At 63.3% G+C, this 15,919-nt stretch carries 13 protein-coding genes; 8 read left to right on the top strand and 5 right to left on the bottom strand.

What is annotated here, in order from left to right; genetic code table 11:
• The first annotated feature begins 11 nt into the window (after nucleotides 1–11).
• The 8 genes from nuoI to M2394_RS25255 all read left to right on the top strand — a co-directional run bounded on the left by nuoI (nucleotide 12) and on the right by M2394_RS25255 (nucleotide 7,281).
• On the top strand, nucleotides 12–560 hold the full coding sequence (gene nuoI, locus M2394_RS25220; RefSeq protein WP_003174725.1) for an NADH-quinone oxidoreductase subunit NuoI: 549 nt from the start codon (nucleotides 12–14) through the stop codon (nucleotides 558–560).
• A gap of 9 nt (nucleotides 561–569) precedes the next feature.
• Nucleotides 570–1,073, top strand: coding sequence for an NADH-quinone oxidoreductase subunit J (gene nuoJ / locus M2394_RS25225; RefSeq protein WP_016974048.1), 504 nt, complete (start codon nucleotides 570–572; stop codon nucleotides 1,071–1,073).
• Between the two features lie 2 nt (nucleotides 1,074–1,075).
• Nucleotides 1,076–1,384, top strand: coding sequence for an NADH-quinone oxidoreductase subunit NuoK (gene nuoK, locus M2394_RS25230; protein WP_003174727.1), 309 nt, complete (start codon nucleotides 1,076–1,078; stop codon nucleotides 1,382–1,384).
• Nucleotides 1,381–3,234, top strand: coding sequence for an NADH-quinone oxidoreductase subunit L (gene nuoL, locus M2394_RS25235; protein WP_017255329.1), 1,854 nt, complete (start codon nucleotides 1,381–1,383; stop codon nucleotides 3,232–3,234). The genes nuoK and nuoL overlap by 4 nt, the downstream gene beginning before the upstream one ends.
• Before the next feature lie 49 nt (nucleotides 3,235–3,283).
• A complete protein-coding gene (gene nuoM, locus M2394_RS25240) occupies nucleotides 3,284–4,816 on the top strand; it encodes an NADH-quinone oxidoreductase subunit M (protein ID WP_178918804.1) in 1,533 nt (510 codons plus the stop codon).
• A 7-nt stretch (nucleotides 4,817–4,823) separates the two neighbouring features.
• Nucleotides 4,824–6,287 carry an NADH-quinone oxidoreductase subunit NuoN gene (gene nuoN, locus M2394_RS25245; protein ID WP_012724956.1) on the top strand — a complete coding sequence of 488 codons (1,464 nt, stop codon included), beginning with the start codon at nucleotides 4,824–4,826 and terminating at the stop codon, nucleotides 6,285–6,287.
• Nucleotides 6,288–6,626: 339 nt separating this feature from the next.
• Nucleotides 6,627–6,977: a type II toxin-antitoxin system RelE/ParE family toxin gene (locus M2394_RS25250; RefSeq protein WP_259174995.1), complete on the top strand. Its 351-nt coding sequence runs from the start codon at nucleotides 6,627–6,629 to the stop codon at nucleotides 6,975–6,977.
• Nucleotides 6,967–7,281: a DNA-binding transcriptional regulator gene (locus M2394_RS25255; RefSeq protein WP_178918806.1), complete on the top strand. Its 315-nt coding sequence runs from the start codon at nucleotides 6,967–6,969 to the stop codon at nucleotides 7,279–7,281. The genes M2394_RS25250 and M2394_RS25255 overlap by 11 nt, the downstream gene beginning before the upstream one ends.
• Nucleotides 7,282–7,613: 332 nt before the next feature.
• Here the strand turns inward: M2394_RS25255 and tagF are convergent, their stop codons facing one another.
• The 5 genes from tagF to tagH are packed head-to-tail and all read right to left on the bottom strand — an operon-like array spanning nucleotide 7,614 to nucleotide 15,904.
• Nucleotides 7,614–8,273, bottom strand: coding sequence for a type VI secretion system-associated protein TagF (gene tagF, locus M2394_RS25260; protein ID WP_178918807.1), 660 nt, complete (start codon nucleotides 8,271–8,273; stop codon nucleotides 7,614–7,616).
• Nucleotides 8,274–8,282: 9 nt separating this feature from the next.
• Entirely contained in the window at nucleotides 8,283–11,846 is a 3,564-nt protein-coding gene (gene tssM, locus M2394_RS25265) for a type VI secretion system membrane subunit TssM (protein WP_259174996.1), read from the bottom strand.
• Between the two features lie 2 nt (nucleotides 11,847–11,848).
• Nucleotides 11,849–13,135, bottom strand: a complete 1,287-nt coding sequence (gene icmH, locus M2394_RS25270; RefSeq protein ID WP_259174997.1) for a type IVB secretion system protein IcmH/DotU — start codon at nucleotides 13,133–13,135, stop codon at nucleotides 11,849–11,851.
• 15 nt (nucleotides 13,136–13,150) lie between these two features.
• Entirely contained in the window at nucleotides 13,151–14,482 is a 1,332-nt protein-coding gene (gene tssK, locus M2394_RS25275) for a type VI secretion system baseplate subunit TssK (RefSeq protein ID WP_259174998.1), read from the bottom strand.
• A gap of 39 nt (nucleotides 14,483–14,521) precedes the next feature.
• On the bottom strand, nucleotides 14,522–15,904 hold the full coding sequence (gene tagH, locus M2394_RS25280; protein WP_178918811.1) for a type VI secretion system-associated FHA domain protein TagH: 1,383 nt from the start codon (nucleotides 15,902–15,904) through the stop codon (nucleotides 14,522–14,524).
• Nucleotides 15,905–15,919: the final 15 nt, after the last annotated feature.

Raw genomic sequence — 15,919 nt, forward strand, 5'->3', positions numbered from 1 at the left:
GGATTTGACCCATGTTCAAATATATTGGCGACATCGTTAAGGGTACCGGTACCCAGTTGCGAAGCCTGGTGATGGTTTTCGGCCACGGCTTCCGCAAGCGCGACACCCTGCAATACCCGGAAGAAGCGGTGTACCTGCCGCCGCGCTATCGCGGCCGCATCGTGCTCACCCGCGACCCCGATGGCGAAGAGCGTTGCGTAGCCTGCAACCTGTGCGCCGTGGCGTGCCCGGTGGGTTGCATCTCCCTGCAGAAAGCTGAAACCGAAGACGGTCGCTGGTACCCGGACTTCTTCCGCATCAACTTCTCGCGCTGCATTTTCTGCGGCCTCTGCGAGGAAGCTTGCCCGACCACCGCAATCCAGCTCACGCCGGATTTCGAGATGGCCGAGTTCAAACGTCAGGACCTGGTGTACGAGAAAGAAGATCTGCTGATCTCTGGTCCCGGTAAAAACCCTGATTACAACTTCTATCGTGTTGCAGGTATGGCCGTTGCCGGTAAGCCAAAAGGCGCCGCACAAAACGAAGCCGAGCCGATCAACGTGAAGAGCTTGCTGCCTTAAGGAAGAAAGATGGAATTCGCTTTCTATTTCGCGTCCGGTATTGCAGTGGTGTCCACGCTTCGCGTGATCACCAACACCAACCCCGTGCACGCCCTGCTCTACCTGATCATTTCGTTGATCGCCGTGGCCATGACCTTCTTCAGCCTCGGCGCACCGTTCGCCGGTGTGCTGGAAGTGATCGCCTACGCCGGCGCCATCATGGTGCTGTTCGTGTTTGTGGTGATGATGCTCAACCTGGGGCCGGCTTCGGTCGCCCAGGAACGCGTCTGGCTCAAGCCCGGCATCTGGCTCGGCCCGGTCGTCCTGGCAGCCCTGCTGCTGGGTGAACTGCTGTATGTACTGTTCGCTCACCAGAGCGGCCAGGCCATCGGCCACACCACCGTAGACGCGAAGGCCGTGGGCATCAGCCTGTTCGGCCCGTACCTGCTGGTGGTCGAACTGGCGTCGATGCTGCTGCTCGCTGCAGCCGTCACCGCCTTCCACTTGGGCCGCAACGAAGCCAAGGAGCAATGACGATGCCTGCTATCCCTTTGGAGCATGGTCTGGCGGTCGCCGGCATCCTGTTCTGCCTTGGCCTGGTCGGCCTGATGGTTCGCCGTAACATTCTGTTCGTGTTGATGAGCCTGGAAATCATGATGAACGCCGCCGCACTGGCCTTCATCGTTGCGGGTGCACGTTGGGGCCAGCCGGATGGACAAGTCATGTTCATCCTGGTGATCAGCCTGGCAGCCGCCGAGGCCAGTATCGGCCTGGCGATCCTGCTGCAACTGTATCGTCGCTTCCACACGCTTGATATCGACGCTGCCAGTGAGATGCGCGGATGAACATGATCTTTCTGACTTTCGTATTCCCCCTGATCGGTTTCCTGCTGCTGTCGTTCTCTCGCGGGCGCTGGTCGGAAAACCTCTCGGCCCTGGTGGGCGTGGGTTCCATTGGCCTGTCGGCCATCGTGGCCGCCTACGTCATCTGGCAATTCAACGTGGCGCCGCCGGAAGGCGGCCACTACACCCTCGTGCTGTGGCAGTGGATGTCGGTGGAGGGCTTCAAGCCCAACTTCGCCCTCTACATCGACGGCCTGTCGATCACCATGCTCGGCGTGGTGGTGGGTGTGGGCTTCCTGATCCACCTGTTCGCGTCCTGGTACATGCGCGGTGAAGCGGGCTACTCGCGCTTCTTCTCGTACACCAACCTGTTTATCGCCAGCATGCTGTTCCTGGTGCTGGGCGATAACCTGTTGTTCCTGTACTTCGGTTGGGAAGGCGTGGGCCTGTGCTCGTACCTGTTGATCGGTTTCTACTACAGCAACCGCAACAACGGTAACGCCGCCCTCAAAGCCTTCATCGTGACCCGTATCGGTGACGTGTTCATGGCCATCGGCCTGTTCATCCTGTTCCAACAGGTGGGCACGCTGAACATCCAGGAACTGCTGGTGCTGGCACCGCAGAAATTCCAGGTTGGCGACTTCTGGATCACCCTGGCCACCCTGATGCTGCTGGGCGGCGCTGTCGGTAAATCCGCGCAACTGCCACTGCAAACCTGGCTGGCGGATGCGATGGCCGGTCCTACCCCTGTTTCCGCACTGATCCACGCGGCAACGATGGTAACGGCGGGTGTCTACCTGATCGCACGTACCCACGGCCTGTTCACCCTGGCGCCGGAAATACTGCACCTGGTAGGCCTGGTGGGCGGCGTGACCCTGGTACTGGCCGGCTTCGCCGCGCTGGTGCAGACCGACATCAAGCGTATCCTCGCCTACTCGACCATGAGCCAGATCGGCTACATGTTCCTGGCCCTGGGCGTTGGCGCCTGGGACGCGGCGATCTTCCACCTGATGACCCACGCCTTCTTCAAGGCCCTGCTGTTCCTCGCTTCCGGTGCGGTGATCGTTGCCTGCCACCACGAGCAGAACATCTTCAAGATGGGCGGTCTGTGGAAGAAACTGCCACTGGCCTACGCCAGCTTCATCGTCGGTGGTGCCGCCCTGGCCGCCCTGCCGCTGGTGACCGCCGGTTTCTACTCGAAAGACGAAATCCTCTGGGAAGCCTTTGCCAGCGGTAACCAGAACCTGCTGTACGCAGGCCTGGTGGGGGCATTCATGACCTCGCTGTACACCTTCCGCCTGATCTTCATCACCTTCCACGGTGAAGCCAAGACCGAAGCACACGCAGGCCACGGCATTTCGCACTGGCTGCCTTTGTCGGTACTGATCGTGCTGTCGACCTTCGTCGGCGCCCTGATCACCCCGCCACTGGCTGGCGTGCTGCCAGAAAGCGCCGGCCATGCCGGTGGCGCTGCCAAGCACAGCCTGGAAATCGCCTCGGGCGCCATCGCTATCGCGGGTATCCTGCTGGCCGCGCTGCTGTTCCTGGGCAAGCGTCGCTTCGTGACGGCGGTTGCCAACAGTGGCATTGGCCGCTTCCTGTCGGCCTGGTGGTTCGCTGCCTGGGGCTTCGACTGGATCTACGACAAACTGTTCGTCAAGCCTTACCTGGCCATCAGCCACGTACTGCGCAAAGACCCGCTCGACCAGACCATCGGTTTGATCCCGCGCGCCGCCAAGGCCGGTCACACCGCCCTGAGCCGCAGCGAGACTGGCCAACTGCGCTGGTATGCAGCCTCCATGGCGGCCGGTGCCGTTCTGGTGATTGGCGCCATCGTGGTGGTAGCGGTCTGATTATGAACATTGCCAACTTTGCGAACTTGCGAAAGGAAACGAGCCTGTCATGATTCTGCCCTGGCTAATCCTGATCCCCTTCATCGGCGGCCTGCTCTGCTGGATGGGTGAACGCTTCGGCGCCACCCTCCCCCGCTGGATTGCGTTGCTGACCATGTCCCTGGAACTCGCGCTCGGCCTCTGGCTGTGGGCCCATGGCGACTATTCATTTGCTCCGGCACCGGGTGTCGATCCAACGTTCGCGCTTGAATTCAAGCACGTGTGGATCCAGCGCTTCGGCATCAACGTGCACCTGGCCCTCGACGGCCTGTCGCTGTTGATGATCCTGCTGACCGGCCTGCTGGGTATCCTCTCGGTACTCTGCTCCTGGAAAGAGATCCAGCGTCACGTGGGCTTCTTCCACCTGAACCTGATGTGGATCCTGGGCGGCGTTGTCGGCGTGTTCCTCGCCCTCGACCTGTTCATGTTCTTCTTCTTCTGGGAAATGATGCTGGTGCCGATGTACTTCCTCATCGCGCTCTGGGGTCACAGTTCTTCGGACGGCAAGAAAACCCGGATCTACGCGGCGACCAAGTTCTTCATCTTCACCCAGGCTTCCGGCCTGATCATGTTGGTGGCGATCCTGGGCCTGGTACTGGTCAACTTCAACAACACCGGCGTGATCACCTTCAACTACGCCGACCTGTTGAAGACCAAAATGTCCCTGACCACCGAGTACATCCTGATGCTGGGCTTCTTCATCGCGTTCGCGGTGAAGCTGCCGGTGGTGCCGTTCCACTCCTGGCTGCCTGACGCTCACGCCCAGGCGCCGACTGCAGGTTCCGTGGACCTGGCGGGCATCCTGTTGAAGACCGCTGCGTATGGTCTGCTGCGTTTCGCCCTGCCGCTGTTCCCGAATGCCTCGGCCGAGTTCGCGCCGATCGCCATGACCCTGGGTCTGATCGGGATCTTCTACGGTGCGTTCCTGGCCTTCGCACAAACCGACATCAAGCGTCTGATTGCCTTCTCGTCCGTTTCCCACATGGGCTTCGTACTGATCGGCATCTACTCCGGCAGCCAACTGGCGCTGCAAGGCGCGGTGATCCAGATGTTGGCCCACGGTGTTTCGGCCGCTGCCCTCTTTATCCTGAGTGGCCAGCTGTACGAGCGCCTGCACACCCGTGACATGCGTGAAATGGGTGGGGTGTGGTCGCGTATCGCCTACCTGCCGGCGATCAGCCTGTTCTTCGCCGCCGCGTCCCTGGGCTTGCCGGGCACCGGTAACTTCATCGGCGAGTTCCTGATCCTGATGGGCGCGTTCGTACAGACCCCATGGGTCAGCGCCATCGCCACGTCCGGCCTGGTGTTCGGTTCGGTCTACTCGCTGATCATGATCCACCGCGCCTACTTCGGCCCGGCCAAGTCCGACACCGTCCTGCAAGGGATGGACGCTCGCGAACTGATCATGGTGCTCGGCCTTGCGGTCCTGCTGATCTACATCGGCGTGTACCCGCAACCGTTCCTGGACACTTCTGCCGCAACGATGCATGGCGTGCAGCAGTGGTTCGGCACCGCCTTCTCTCAACTCGCTTCGGCCCGGTAAGAGCGCTATGGAATTCACGATCCAACACTTTATCGCGCTTGCGCCGCTGCTGATTACCAGCCTCACCATCGTGGTGGTGATGCTGGCGATCGCCTGGCGCCGCAATCACTCGCAAACGTTCCTGCTGTCCTGTGCCGGTCTGAACCTGGCCCTGCTGTCGATCATCCCGGCCCTCAAGGTCGCGCCACTGGCGGTCACGCCTTTGATGATGGTCGATGACTTCGCCCTGCTGTACATCGCGCTGATTCTGGTGGCCACGCTGGCCTGCGTCACCCTCGCCCACGCCTACCTCGGCGAAGGCGGCACCGGCTACCCAGGCAACCGCGAAGAGCTGTACCTGCTGATCCTGCTGGCTGCGGCCGGTGGCATCGTGCTGGTCAGCGCACAGCACCTGGCGGGCCTGTTCATCGGCCTGGAACTGCTGTCGATCCCGACCTACGGCCTGGTGGCCTATGCGTTCTTCAACAAGCGCTCCCTGGAAGCCGGCATCAAGTACATGGTGCTGTCGGCGGCCGGTTCCGCGTTCCTGTTGTTCGGTATGGCCCTGCTCTATGCCGAAGCCGGCAACCTGAGCTTCACCGGTATCGGCCACGCCCTGGCCGCCACCAGCATGCCTGCGCCGATTGCCCAACTGGGCCTGGCCATGATGCTGATCGGCCTGGCGTTCAAGCTCTCCTTGGTGCCGTTCCACCTGTGGACCCCGGACGTGTACGAAGGTGCCCCGGCGCCGGTGGCTGCGTTCCTGGCCACTGCGTCGAAGGTTGCAGTGTTTGCGGTGATGGTGCGTCTGTTCCAGATCTCCCCTGCCGCCAATACCGGCGTGCTGAGCACCGTGCTGACCGTGATCGCCATTGCGTCGATCCTGTTCGGCAACCTGCTGGCCCTGACCCAGAACAACCTCAAGCGTCTGCTGGGTTACTCGTCCATCGCCCACTTCGGCTACCTGCTGATCGCCCTGGTGGCGAGCAAAGGCCTGGCCGTGGAAGCCATGGGCGTGTACCTGGTGACCTACGTGATCACCAGCCTGGGTGCATTCGGCGTGATCACGCTGATGTCCTCGCCATTCAAAGGCCGTGACGCCGACGCCCTGTACGAATACCGCGGCCTGTTCTGGCGCCGTCCGTACCTGACTGCCGTACTGACCGTGATGATGCTGTCCCTGGCCGGTATCCCGCTGACTGCCGGCTTCATCGGCAAGTTCTACATCGTCGCGACCGGTGTTGAAGCCCACGAGTGGTGGTTGGTCGCCTCCCTGGTACTGGGCAGCGCCATCGGCGTGTTCTACTACCTGCGCGTGATGGTCACCCTGTACCTGATCGAGCCAAACCTGCGTCGCGTGGACGCCGAGCTGCACTGGGAACAGAAGGCAGGCGGCGTGATGCTCCTGGCCATCGCCCTGCTCGCGTTCTTCCTGGGCGTATACCCACAACCGCTGCTCACCCTGGTGCAGCACGCGGTGTTGGGCGTTTGATCGCTTAGCACAACGTAGAAAACAAAACGGCGCCTTCGGGCGCCGTTTTGCATTCCCGGGAACAACAAAGCCCGCTCACCACAGAATATACCGTTGTAGTGAGCGGGCTTGCCCCGCGCCGCGATCTACCTGACGCACCGCGTCACCTGATACACCGCCGCGCGGGGCAAGCCTGCTCATTACAAACGCAGAAATGTCCTCTCCCGACTGCCTATTCATCTGGCATCTGCCCGCCGGAGGGCGTCGTATGGTGTTTGCGTTTTAGGAAAGTTCCCACAGCAGGGTCACTTGACCCATCACGAGTGGGCCACCAAACTATACGCAGGCTACGTACAGAACATGGATGCTCTATTTATCGAATTGCCGGCCTTCGAGCGGCACCGCAGGGATTATCTGAGTGACGAGCTTTTCCAGGGTTTTCAACAGGCGTTGATGAAAAACCCGGAAGCAGGAGACGTGATCGAGGGCACAGGCGGGCTGCGCAAGGTTCGCTTCGTCGATGAGCGACGCAACAAAGGCAAGCGTGGTGGCCTTCGGGTCATTGACTACTGGTGGTCGGGTGGTACGCAGTTCTGGTTGTTCACCTTGTACGGCAAACACGAACAGGACGACCTGACGCCACAGCACAAAAAAGCGCTTAAACACATGCTGGACAGGGAAATCAAAGCGAGAACACATCATGAAACGTGAAATCTTTTCCGAACTGGTCGAAGGCTTCGATGCGCTGGCGGACGAACGCCAAGGCAAAATCACCCTGCGTACCCACAAGGTTCACCTCAACAAGCTGGAACCACTCACCGCCGAGGAAGTGGTCGCCGTGCGCCAGCAGCTCAATCTCTCCCGCTCGGTGTTTGCCATGTACCTGCGCACCAACACACGCACGCTGGAAAACTGGGAGCAAGGCCGCGCTAAGCCCAATGCCCAGGCGGTCACTTTGATTCGGCTGGTGGCGCGCTTCCCAGAAACCGTCGCACAACTTGCAGCCTTGAACTAAAAAATGATTAGGTGAACGCAGCCCGTAGTGAGCGGGCTTGCCCCGCGCGGCGGTGTATCAGGTAACGCAGTGCATCAGGTAGATCACGGCGCGGGGCGAGCCCGCTCACTACAAAAATCAGCAGTTGTAGTGAGCGGGTTTACCCCGCGCGGCGGTGTCTCAGGTGACGCGGTACATCAGGTAGATCGCGGCGCGGGGCGAGCTCGCTCACTACAGAAATCAGCAGTTGTAGTGAGCGGGTTTGCCCCGCGCGGCGGTGTCTCAGGTGACGCGGTACATCAGGTAGATCGCGGCGCGGGGCTAGCCCGCTCACTACAGGTGATCACCAGGCTCTACCGTCCACCCAGCATGTCAGCGAAGGTCTCGCCATCCGGCAGCCCCTCCCCTACCCAGATCGAAGGCGCAACGCGGGGCGAGCCTTCGGTCCAGAACAGTGAGTGCCGCGCGAGGCCCGAAGGATCGATCTGCGCGCTTAATTGCGGCATGCCGTCACCAATCCGCTCCGGATCGGGCAAGTCGAGCCATTGTGCGGGTACCCAGGCCGTGTCGGCGTGGCTTGCCGGTGTCCAGCAGCCGGCCAATGGCAGGGCCTGCAACACCTCGTCGAACGATTCCAGGGCAAACCCTTCGCTCAGCGCCGACAACGCCAGGCGCTCCAACTGGCCGTACCACACCCCATCCCGTTCCAACCGCGCCAGCAAGGGCACGTCTTCTCCTGCACTGGCGAGGGTCAGCGGAAAATACCGCCCCACGCGGTCCACGCTGGGAATCATCACCCCCGCCCAACCGCTGTCACCACACACCCCCGCCGCCAGCGCAAAACGCCAGATCGGGCTGCACAGGTACACGTCCAGCCATTGCTCCCCCAGGCGCTCACGACTGCACTGCAAACCGGCCTGCAGCCAAGTGTCCCAGGTATTCAAAAACGCCGGCGGCAAACGGCGGCTGACAAAATCCCCATGGCTTGCGACCTTGCCGAAAAATCCATTCATGACGGGTCCTTAAAAACTGCTGGGGCAATGGAACGGCTCAAGGCTGTCACGCCGGAACGGGTTGATCACACTGCTGGCGCGCAACTGGTACGCCACGCGGTGGCCCTCCACGGTGAAGGTCAATTGCAATTGCTCGCCCTGGGCGCTCACCGCCGCCTTGTCCATCATGCGCAGCCAGCCCCAAGGGCCGTCACTGCGCAACGGGTTGACCAGCGCCGGCGTGGCGTCCAGGCGCACCAACCCTCCGGACTTGCCGCTGGGCAGGGAGATGCTGGTGAAGTCCGGCGAGGTGCCGGTGTCGTACACCACCGGCTGGCCATCGATGTCCAGGGTCACTTTGGTCAACGCCGGATCAGCCCCCAGGGCCTTCAGATCAAAACGCATCGACGGCTGGCGCGCCCCCGCCACAAAGAACATGTCCCGTAGTTTGGCGCCGCGCTGGAACTGGTTGAGCACATCCTGGGAAATATTCAGCGGCGTCACACCGGTTGAACGCCAGCGCCACTGGCTGCCGCTCATGTCGACGTAAGGCGCAAGGTTCTTGCTGAAAAAATCATCCATCAACCCACCCGGGCCGAAGAACTTGCCGAAGTCATCGGCGGTGGCATCACGCCCGGAACTGCGCACCAGCGGGTAGCGCCCCTCAATCGCCACCCGGCAGAACGGCGCGCCAGTGGCCTCCCACAGCGCGTTCAAGCGGGCCTTCTCGTTGCCCAGGGTCAGCGCGCTGCCACCGGCCTCCACATCACGCAGCAAGGTCGACAAAGGCGCCGGCTGGGTGTCACCCGAACGCTTCAAGCGCCCCAGCACTTCGTTGGAGGGTGCCGGCACAGCACTGCGGCGGGCCGCATCGGCACTGTCGAAAAACTGCCCAGCATCTTTCAGGGACGCCAGCACATCATCCAGCGGCTGCGGGCCGGTGCCCGTACCCACCAGGCGATGCAACGCGGCAAAATGCTGATCGACCGGGTTGGCCGAAGCGTCCGCAACCGCAGCCGGGGTGTCACCGCCCAAGGCCGATTGCAGTTTCTGGGTGGCGGCAGCGATTTTGTCGCGCACGCGCTGGTCGGTGTCCTTGCTGGTAGCCGAAGTCAGGGCACCGTCCAGGGTTGTTTCCTTGGAGACGGCTTGCAACAAGGCGCGCAGCGGTGAATCAGTGGCAGCCAGCGTATTGGTCACCTGGGATGCCTGGCCCAGGCCGGTCAACGGCACCAGGTGCACATCCGCGAGAAAGGTGTCCCACTGGCGGATGTAGTCCGCGTAATACAACTCCAGCACCGCCGCCTGCATCGCCGGGTTGCCGCCGGCGATCTGCGCCGACTCCTGGCGATCGAGCACCCAACTGTCCTTGGCCATGTCGGCAACGGCTTGTGGGGTTTTGTCGGTCAACTCACGGTAACCGGCGATCCGGTACACACCGCTGACCCCACGGGACAATGGCTCACCACTGGCGCGGGTAAACAGCGACGATACGTCCCGCCCCACCGCGCTGTTGACGCTCAACTCCGGCAGATGTTGCTGATCCACCTGGCGCTTGACCCGGTTATAGATACGCTGGGACAACGGCATGCTCGCCAGCGCCAGGCGCACCTTGGCGATCAACGCGCTGTCGAGTTGCACCGGTTCGGCTTCGTCATCGGCCTCCAGCAACGCCGCCACGTGATCCGACAATTGCTGCAACTGCGCCGGCGTCGCCTGGGGCAGTTCGCGGCGCCAGTCCACATCGACCCAGGCCTGCACCGACGGCGCGTCGAAGAACTGCCGCTCGCCCAGCATCAGGTAAGCGCGCAGGGTTTCATACAGAAACTCCTGATTGCTCGCATCACCCCGGCGCAACGCGTTTTCCATGTTGGCGACGATGTGCGGCAACAACGTACTGCGCAGCAGGCGGCGGTACAGGGTGATCGCCCCCGCACCCAGCTTGTTGCCCTGGTACAGGCCCATGCGGCTGAGCAGCGGCACGCTGTTGTCGGCGTCGCTGTAACCGCTGGGCAAACTGCGCGCGGCATTGAGCAACGGCAACGTCACCAGCACATCACCCTCTACCGGCAGTGCCTTGGCCAATTGCGCGACGTTGGTGGCGGCGCCAGACGCATCGGCGATCAATTGCAGGTTGCGGTTGTAGCTGATGGTCATCGCCGCCAGCAGCAACACGAACACTGCCGCCGCCGTGATACGCCCGGCCCGGCCAAGCAAGCGCCGACGCCGCTCCTCTTGATGATTGACCCCGGCAAGCCCGGCCTCCTTGAAAATTACCTCACGCAGCAACCGCGTGATGAAATAGCTGCGCCCGCTGGCCACATTCGGCGCCAGCACCTTGCGGCCCAGGCCGAACGAGGCTGCCAGCGAAGTCAGCACGCGATCGATCGGGCTGCCTTCCTGAGTGCCGCTGGTGAAATACACCCCACGCAACAGCGCCGGCTCCTGGTAGCGGTTGGTTTCAAACACCGTGTTGAGAAAGCGCGTCAGGCCATCGCCCAGGCTGGCAAATTGTTGCGGGAAGCTATAGAGCAAAGCACGTCGCGACAGGTCGCGCTCCTGCTGCAAACGCTCCAGTACCCGCCGCTGCAACTGGCGCTCCAACGCATCGAACTCGCCCGGGAATGACGCCAACCCCGTGTCGGGCTGCGGTGGCTGGGGCAATGGAAAGGTCACCCCCCACACCTGCGCACGCTCATCGCGGCCGAAGGTCTCGAAAAACTCCGAGAAGCCCGCCAGCAAATCGCACTTGGTGATGATCACGTACACCGGAAACCGCAGGCCCAGGCGCTCGTACAGCTCGTTGATGCGCGCGCGGATCGCCACGGCCTGGGCCTGGCGCTGGGCGTCGGTCTGTTGCAGCAGGTCGCTGACACTCAAGGCCACGATCACACCGTTGACCGGGCGCTGGCGACGGTACTTTTTCAGCAGGTCGAGAAAGCCGCCCCAGGCCGCCTTGTCCACCTCGGTGTAGCTGTCCTGGGTGGTGTAGCGCCCGGCGGTGTCGAGCAACACGGCTTCGTCGGTGAACCACCAGTCGCAATGCCGCGTACCGCCCACGCCGCCGATGGCACCACTGCCCATGGCTTCGCGCAGGGGAAACTGCAGGCCGGAGTGGGTCAGCGCGGTGGTCTTGCCGCTGCCCGGCGCGCCGACAAACATGTACCACGGCAGTTGGTACAGGTACTGCCCGCTCATCTTCCAGCCCGGGTTGGCCTTGCGCAGCACGGCCATGGCCGAGCGCATGCGCTCGCCCAGCTCAGCCACTTCGGCCTGGGTTTCACGCACACCAGGCGCCACCACCGGCGCCTCGGCCACACCAGCCATCAGGCCACGATTGGCCCGCCAGGCACGCCACAGGCGCCAGGCGAAATAGCCCAGCCAAATCAGCATAAACAGCGCGATCAACCCCCAGCGACGTGACTCCGGCGCCAGCGGCTCACTGCCGTTGAACGCCAGCAGCGGGCCTTCGTACCACACCAGCAACGACAGCAGCGCCACGCCGATCAGCGACAGCAACCACGGCTTGAGCAGCCACAGAATAAAGCGCTCCACCGGGGACCATAACAATGAGAAAAACGAAGAAAAGTTCATGGTTATTGCGCCTGGGAAGGGATCAGCACGGTGATATCGACGCGGCGGTTACGTGCACGATTGGCCGCCGAATCATTGGGCACCAGCGGCTCGGTTTCGCCACGGCCCTCGCTGCGGTAACGCTCGGCAGGCCCGGCACGCTGCGCGAGCAAACGCGCCACGGTCTTGGCCCGCGCCTGGGACAAGTCGAAGTTGGACCCCAGCCGCGACGTCGCCGACGGCCGCACGTTATCGGTATGCCCGACCACCACCACATCCCCCGGCACCGTGGCCAGGGCGTCGCCAATGCGCGCCAGCAGCCCGTCAAAATTGCTCGACACCTCGGCACTGCCGGAGGCAAACACACCGTCGCCGCGCAAGGTGATGACCGAGCGGTCGGCACTGTCTTTCACCGCCACCAGCCCTTGGGCCACTTCCGGCGCGAGGAACCCGGCCAGGCGCACTGGCGCCGGCGCCGTGGGCACCGCCACCTTCAGCGGCGAGGCCACACGAATCGAACCCAACTGGGCAAACACCGGGTCGGACGCACGGTTGAGCAGCCAGCTGTAGGTCAACTGCACACTCAACAACAGCACCGCCGCCACCGACGCCAGCACCCACAACGGTACCCGGCGCAGCATTGATGCTTGCGGGGCCTCGGCGCCACGCCAGCGCGGTGAGAGGTCCTGCTCCTGCTGGCCGCGTTGCTGGTTGATCAGTTGCAACAGGCGCTCGCGCAACAGGCCCAGCTGATCCAGGCCGCGCTCCAGCACCCGGTAGCGGCCCTCCAGGCCCAGGGCCATGCACAGGTACATCAACTCCAGCACATCGATGTGAGTGCGCGGGTCCTGGCTGAGGCGCTGCAGGATCATGAAAAATTTCTCGCCACCCCACGCCTCGTTGTGGAACGTCACCAACAGGCTGCGGCTGCCCCACACCCCCGCGCCCCAGGGCGTACTGGCGATGGTCTCGTCCACCAGGGTGCACAACGCGTAGCGCGCAGCGGCCACGGTTTCCACATCCACCTGACTGGCGCGGGCCTGGGCTTCAAAGGCCTGCACCGCCTGGATCAGGCGCTGGCGCAGGCTCTCCATGTCCGGCATCGCCGTCAGGGTGCGCAACGGCACCACCAGGTCCAGCAGCGGGTTGGCCGCCCGTACCAGCGGGTTGAGGCCCTGGCCATGCAGCACAGGCGCGGCGCGTTGCACCGGCGCGGCCGCGGTTGGCGGCGGTGTGGCCCGACGTCCGCCGGGGGTAGGGATCAGCAAGGTGCGGTCCGGGTCCTGGCCGCCTTCAAAAGTGTCGTTCACGTCAGTCACCTTGCCTTAATTGCGGATGGCCCAGAACTGCATATCGAGCCCCGGGAACACCCCGGCGATGTGCATGGCAAACCCCGCCGACTGGCTGAGCAATTGCCAATATTCGCTGCTGCGGTCGAGTTCGAAATAGGTGAAGCCGGCGTGGAACGGCAGCTGCCGTGGCGCCACCGGCAAGGGGCGCAGGCCGATGCCGGGCAGTTGCAGGTTGACCAGGTCGCGGATCTTTTCCACCGAGCCGATCTTCACCTGCGGCGGGAAACCGTTGCGCACGCTTTCAGCCGACATCTGCGCCTGCACCGCCAGGATGAAGGTCGCCGAGCGCAGCAGTTCCTGATCGGGCAGCACCGCCACGCGAATCCCGTACTGGCGCTCTTCCAGCGGGATCGCGATAGCGCGCACATCCATCACTGCCGACAGCGCGCGGCGTAGGTCGAGCATCACCGGGGCGAAGGTCTCCGCCAGGGCGCCATGGCGATACACCGGGTAACTGGCGGCACGCTTGTCATCACGGGTAAAGGTCGCCAACTCACCGGCCAGGGAGGCAAGGTCGCGGTACAGCTGTTCGGGGTGCAAACCGGTCATTGCCGCCAGGTGCCGTACCAGCGGCACGCTGCGGTTGAGCACTTGCAACAGCAGGAAGTCGGCGATTTCCGCCGCACCGCTGCCGTCCGGGCGGGTCAGGCGCGACGCCAGGGCTTCGACTCGTTGCTGCACCAGGCCCAGCAGTTCGTCGTTGAATGCGCGCAGGCGTTCGGCCGCACGAACATCCAGGCACGGCGGGCAGTAATCGCGGTCGAGCAGCACACTTTTGTCGGCGCGTTTTTCCACCACGTGAGCAATGCCCAACACGCTATGGGTGTCGGCCACATCGCCTTCGAACGCCAGGCGCAGGCGCAGTTTGCCGATGCTCATCAGCGCGCTGCTGTCCAGGCCATTGCTGTCCCAGGCCTCGTATTCGCTGCTGCGATGGCGGGCAAAGTTTTCAAAGCTGGGGTTGTCGTCGACTTCCGAGACACCCGGACGCAGGCTCGGCAAGGCCAGCACCACTTTCAGGTCGCGGGCATCGTCGGGGATCTCCAGGGGCAGCGGCATTTCATCATCAAACGGCAGGCCCACGGGTGTGCCGTCGGGCAATACGCCGCTGTAGGAGAGCAGCGACAGCTTGCCCATCGCCAACTGCTGCGGGTCGATGTCCAATTTGGAAAAACCCCAGCCGTAGGCGCGCAAGGTCGCGACCCGGGCTTCGAGTTGGGTTTGCAGAAAACGATCATGCTGCTGCAGGTGCTGGGGCTGCAGGAGCATGCCTTCGGACCAGACGACTTTGTTGTTCCAGGACATAAATTTTTCTCATCAAATGAATGCGTTGCGTGGCCATGATCACGTGCGCATGCGGGCGACTTGTTCTTCGTAAGCCTTGGAAAACAGTTCGCCGAACAGGCGTTGCAGGTCCTCGTCGGCATCCCGCGCCAGGTCTTCGTAGCGTTCCACCAGGCGGTCCCACAGGCGCGCCTTGCGCCGCGCAGGCATCCACTTGTCGAGCGCGCCGTGGGTGGTGCGCCGCTGCTCGACCCGGGCCGGGTCGAAGCGCTGCACCACCGCGCCCAGCGCCGCACGCATGCCGGCGATCACCGCCAGCTCGTGGGCCTTGAGGTCATCGAACGAGGCATTCAGCGCCTTGACCGGGCGCATGTAGGCCGGTGAATCGCTGTTGAGCATCTGGGTCAAGGCGCTGTCGGCGTCAGGAAAGAACTTCAGCGGGTTGTTGGAATAGGCACCGATCATGGTCATGTCGATGTGGCTTTCACGCTTGGTCAGCGCACGGGCCATCAGCACATCCATGGTGCCGCCCGTGGCGGCACGCAGCATTTCACCCACCAGCTGGGCGAGTTCGGTGGGGGTGCGGGTGGTGTGCAGGTCGGGAAGGCCCAGGCCCAAAAGCAGGGCCGTGAGAACACCTTCATCCCCTGTGGGGGCGGGCTTGCTCGCGAAGGTCTCAAGGACGACGGGTTGTTCCTGGATGACCGCATTATCGTTCTTCGCGGGCAAGCCCGCTCCCACAGGGGATGTGGACAGCCCAAGTAACGGGTCGTAATCCTCCGGGATCACCTGGGGCTCGGCTTGCCAGATTGGCGGGTTGAACGCCTGCAGTTGCGGCGCCACATGGTCGCTCTCGGTGCCGCGAAACACCGGGGTCAGCGATGGGTTCAAGCCCAGCGGGTCCGACAGCGGCATCGCCCCGTCGAACAGCGAGTGGCCTTCGAGGATCCGCGCACCGGCCAGGTCGTCGTGCAACAGCACCGGCACCACCACCTCCGGGTCGCGCACGAGCGCCTGCGGCACTTCCAACGGCGGCAGTTCGGCGGCCACGGGCGGTGGTGGCGGCACAAACAGCGGCGGCAGGATGCGCGTGGCCAGGGCGTCGTCTTCGGGTTCCGGCGCCTGGGGCTGTTCCAGGCGCACGAGCAACGCGTAGTCGCCGATCACCAGGCGATCACCCTCCTCCAGCACACGCTCGCGGCCGTTGCCCAGCGGCCGTTCGTTGACCAGGCTGGGGTTGCTGCCGGTGTCGGTGAGGTAGAACTGCTCGCCGCGCAGGTCGATGCGCGCGTGCACCCGGGAGATGTATTTGCCCGGGTCGTCCAAGGTCAGGTCGTTGTCCGGCCCACGGCCAATGGAGCCGCCCACTTCGGTGAAGCGGCAGATCACGTCGCCGGGCATGGGTTGGTCGCGGTAGCTTTTGACCAGCAGGATCAGGTTCATAGCGGGCTCCAGAGT

Origin of the sequence: Pseudomonas sp. BIGb0164 (assembly GCF_024810135.1) — a bacterium.
Taxonomy (GTDB): Bacteria; Pseudomonadota; Gammaproteobacteria; order Pseudomonadales; family Pseudomonadaceae; genus Aquipseudomonas.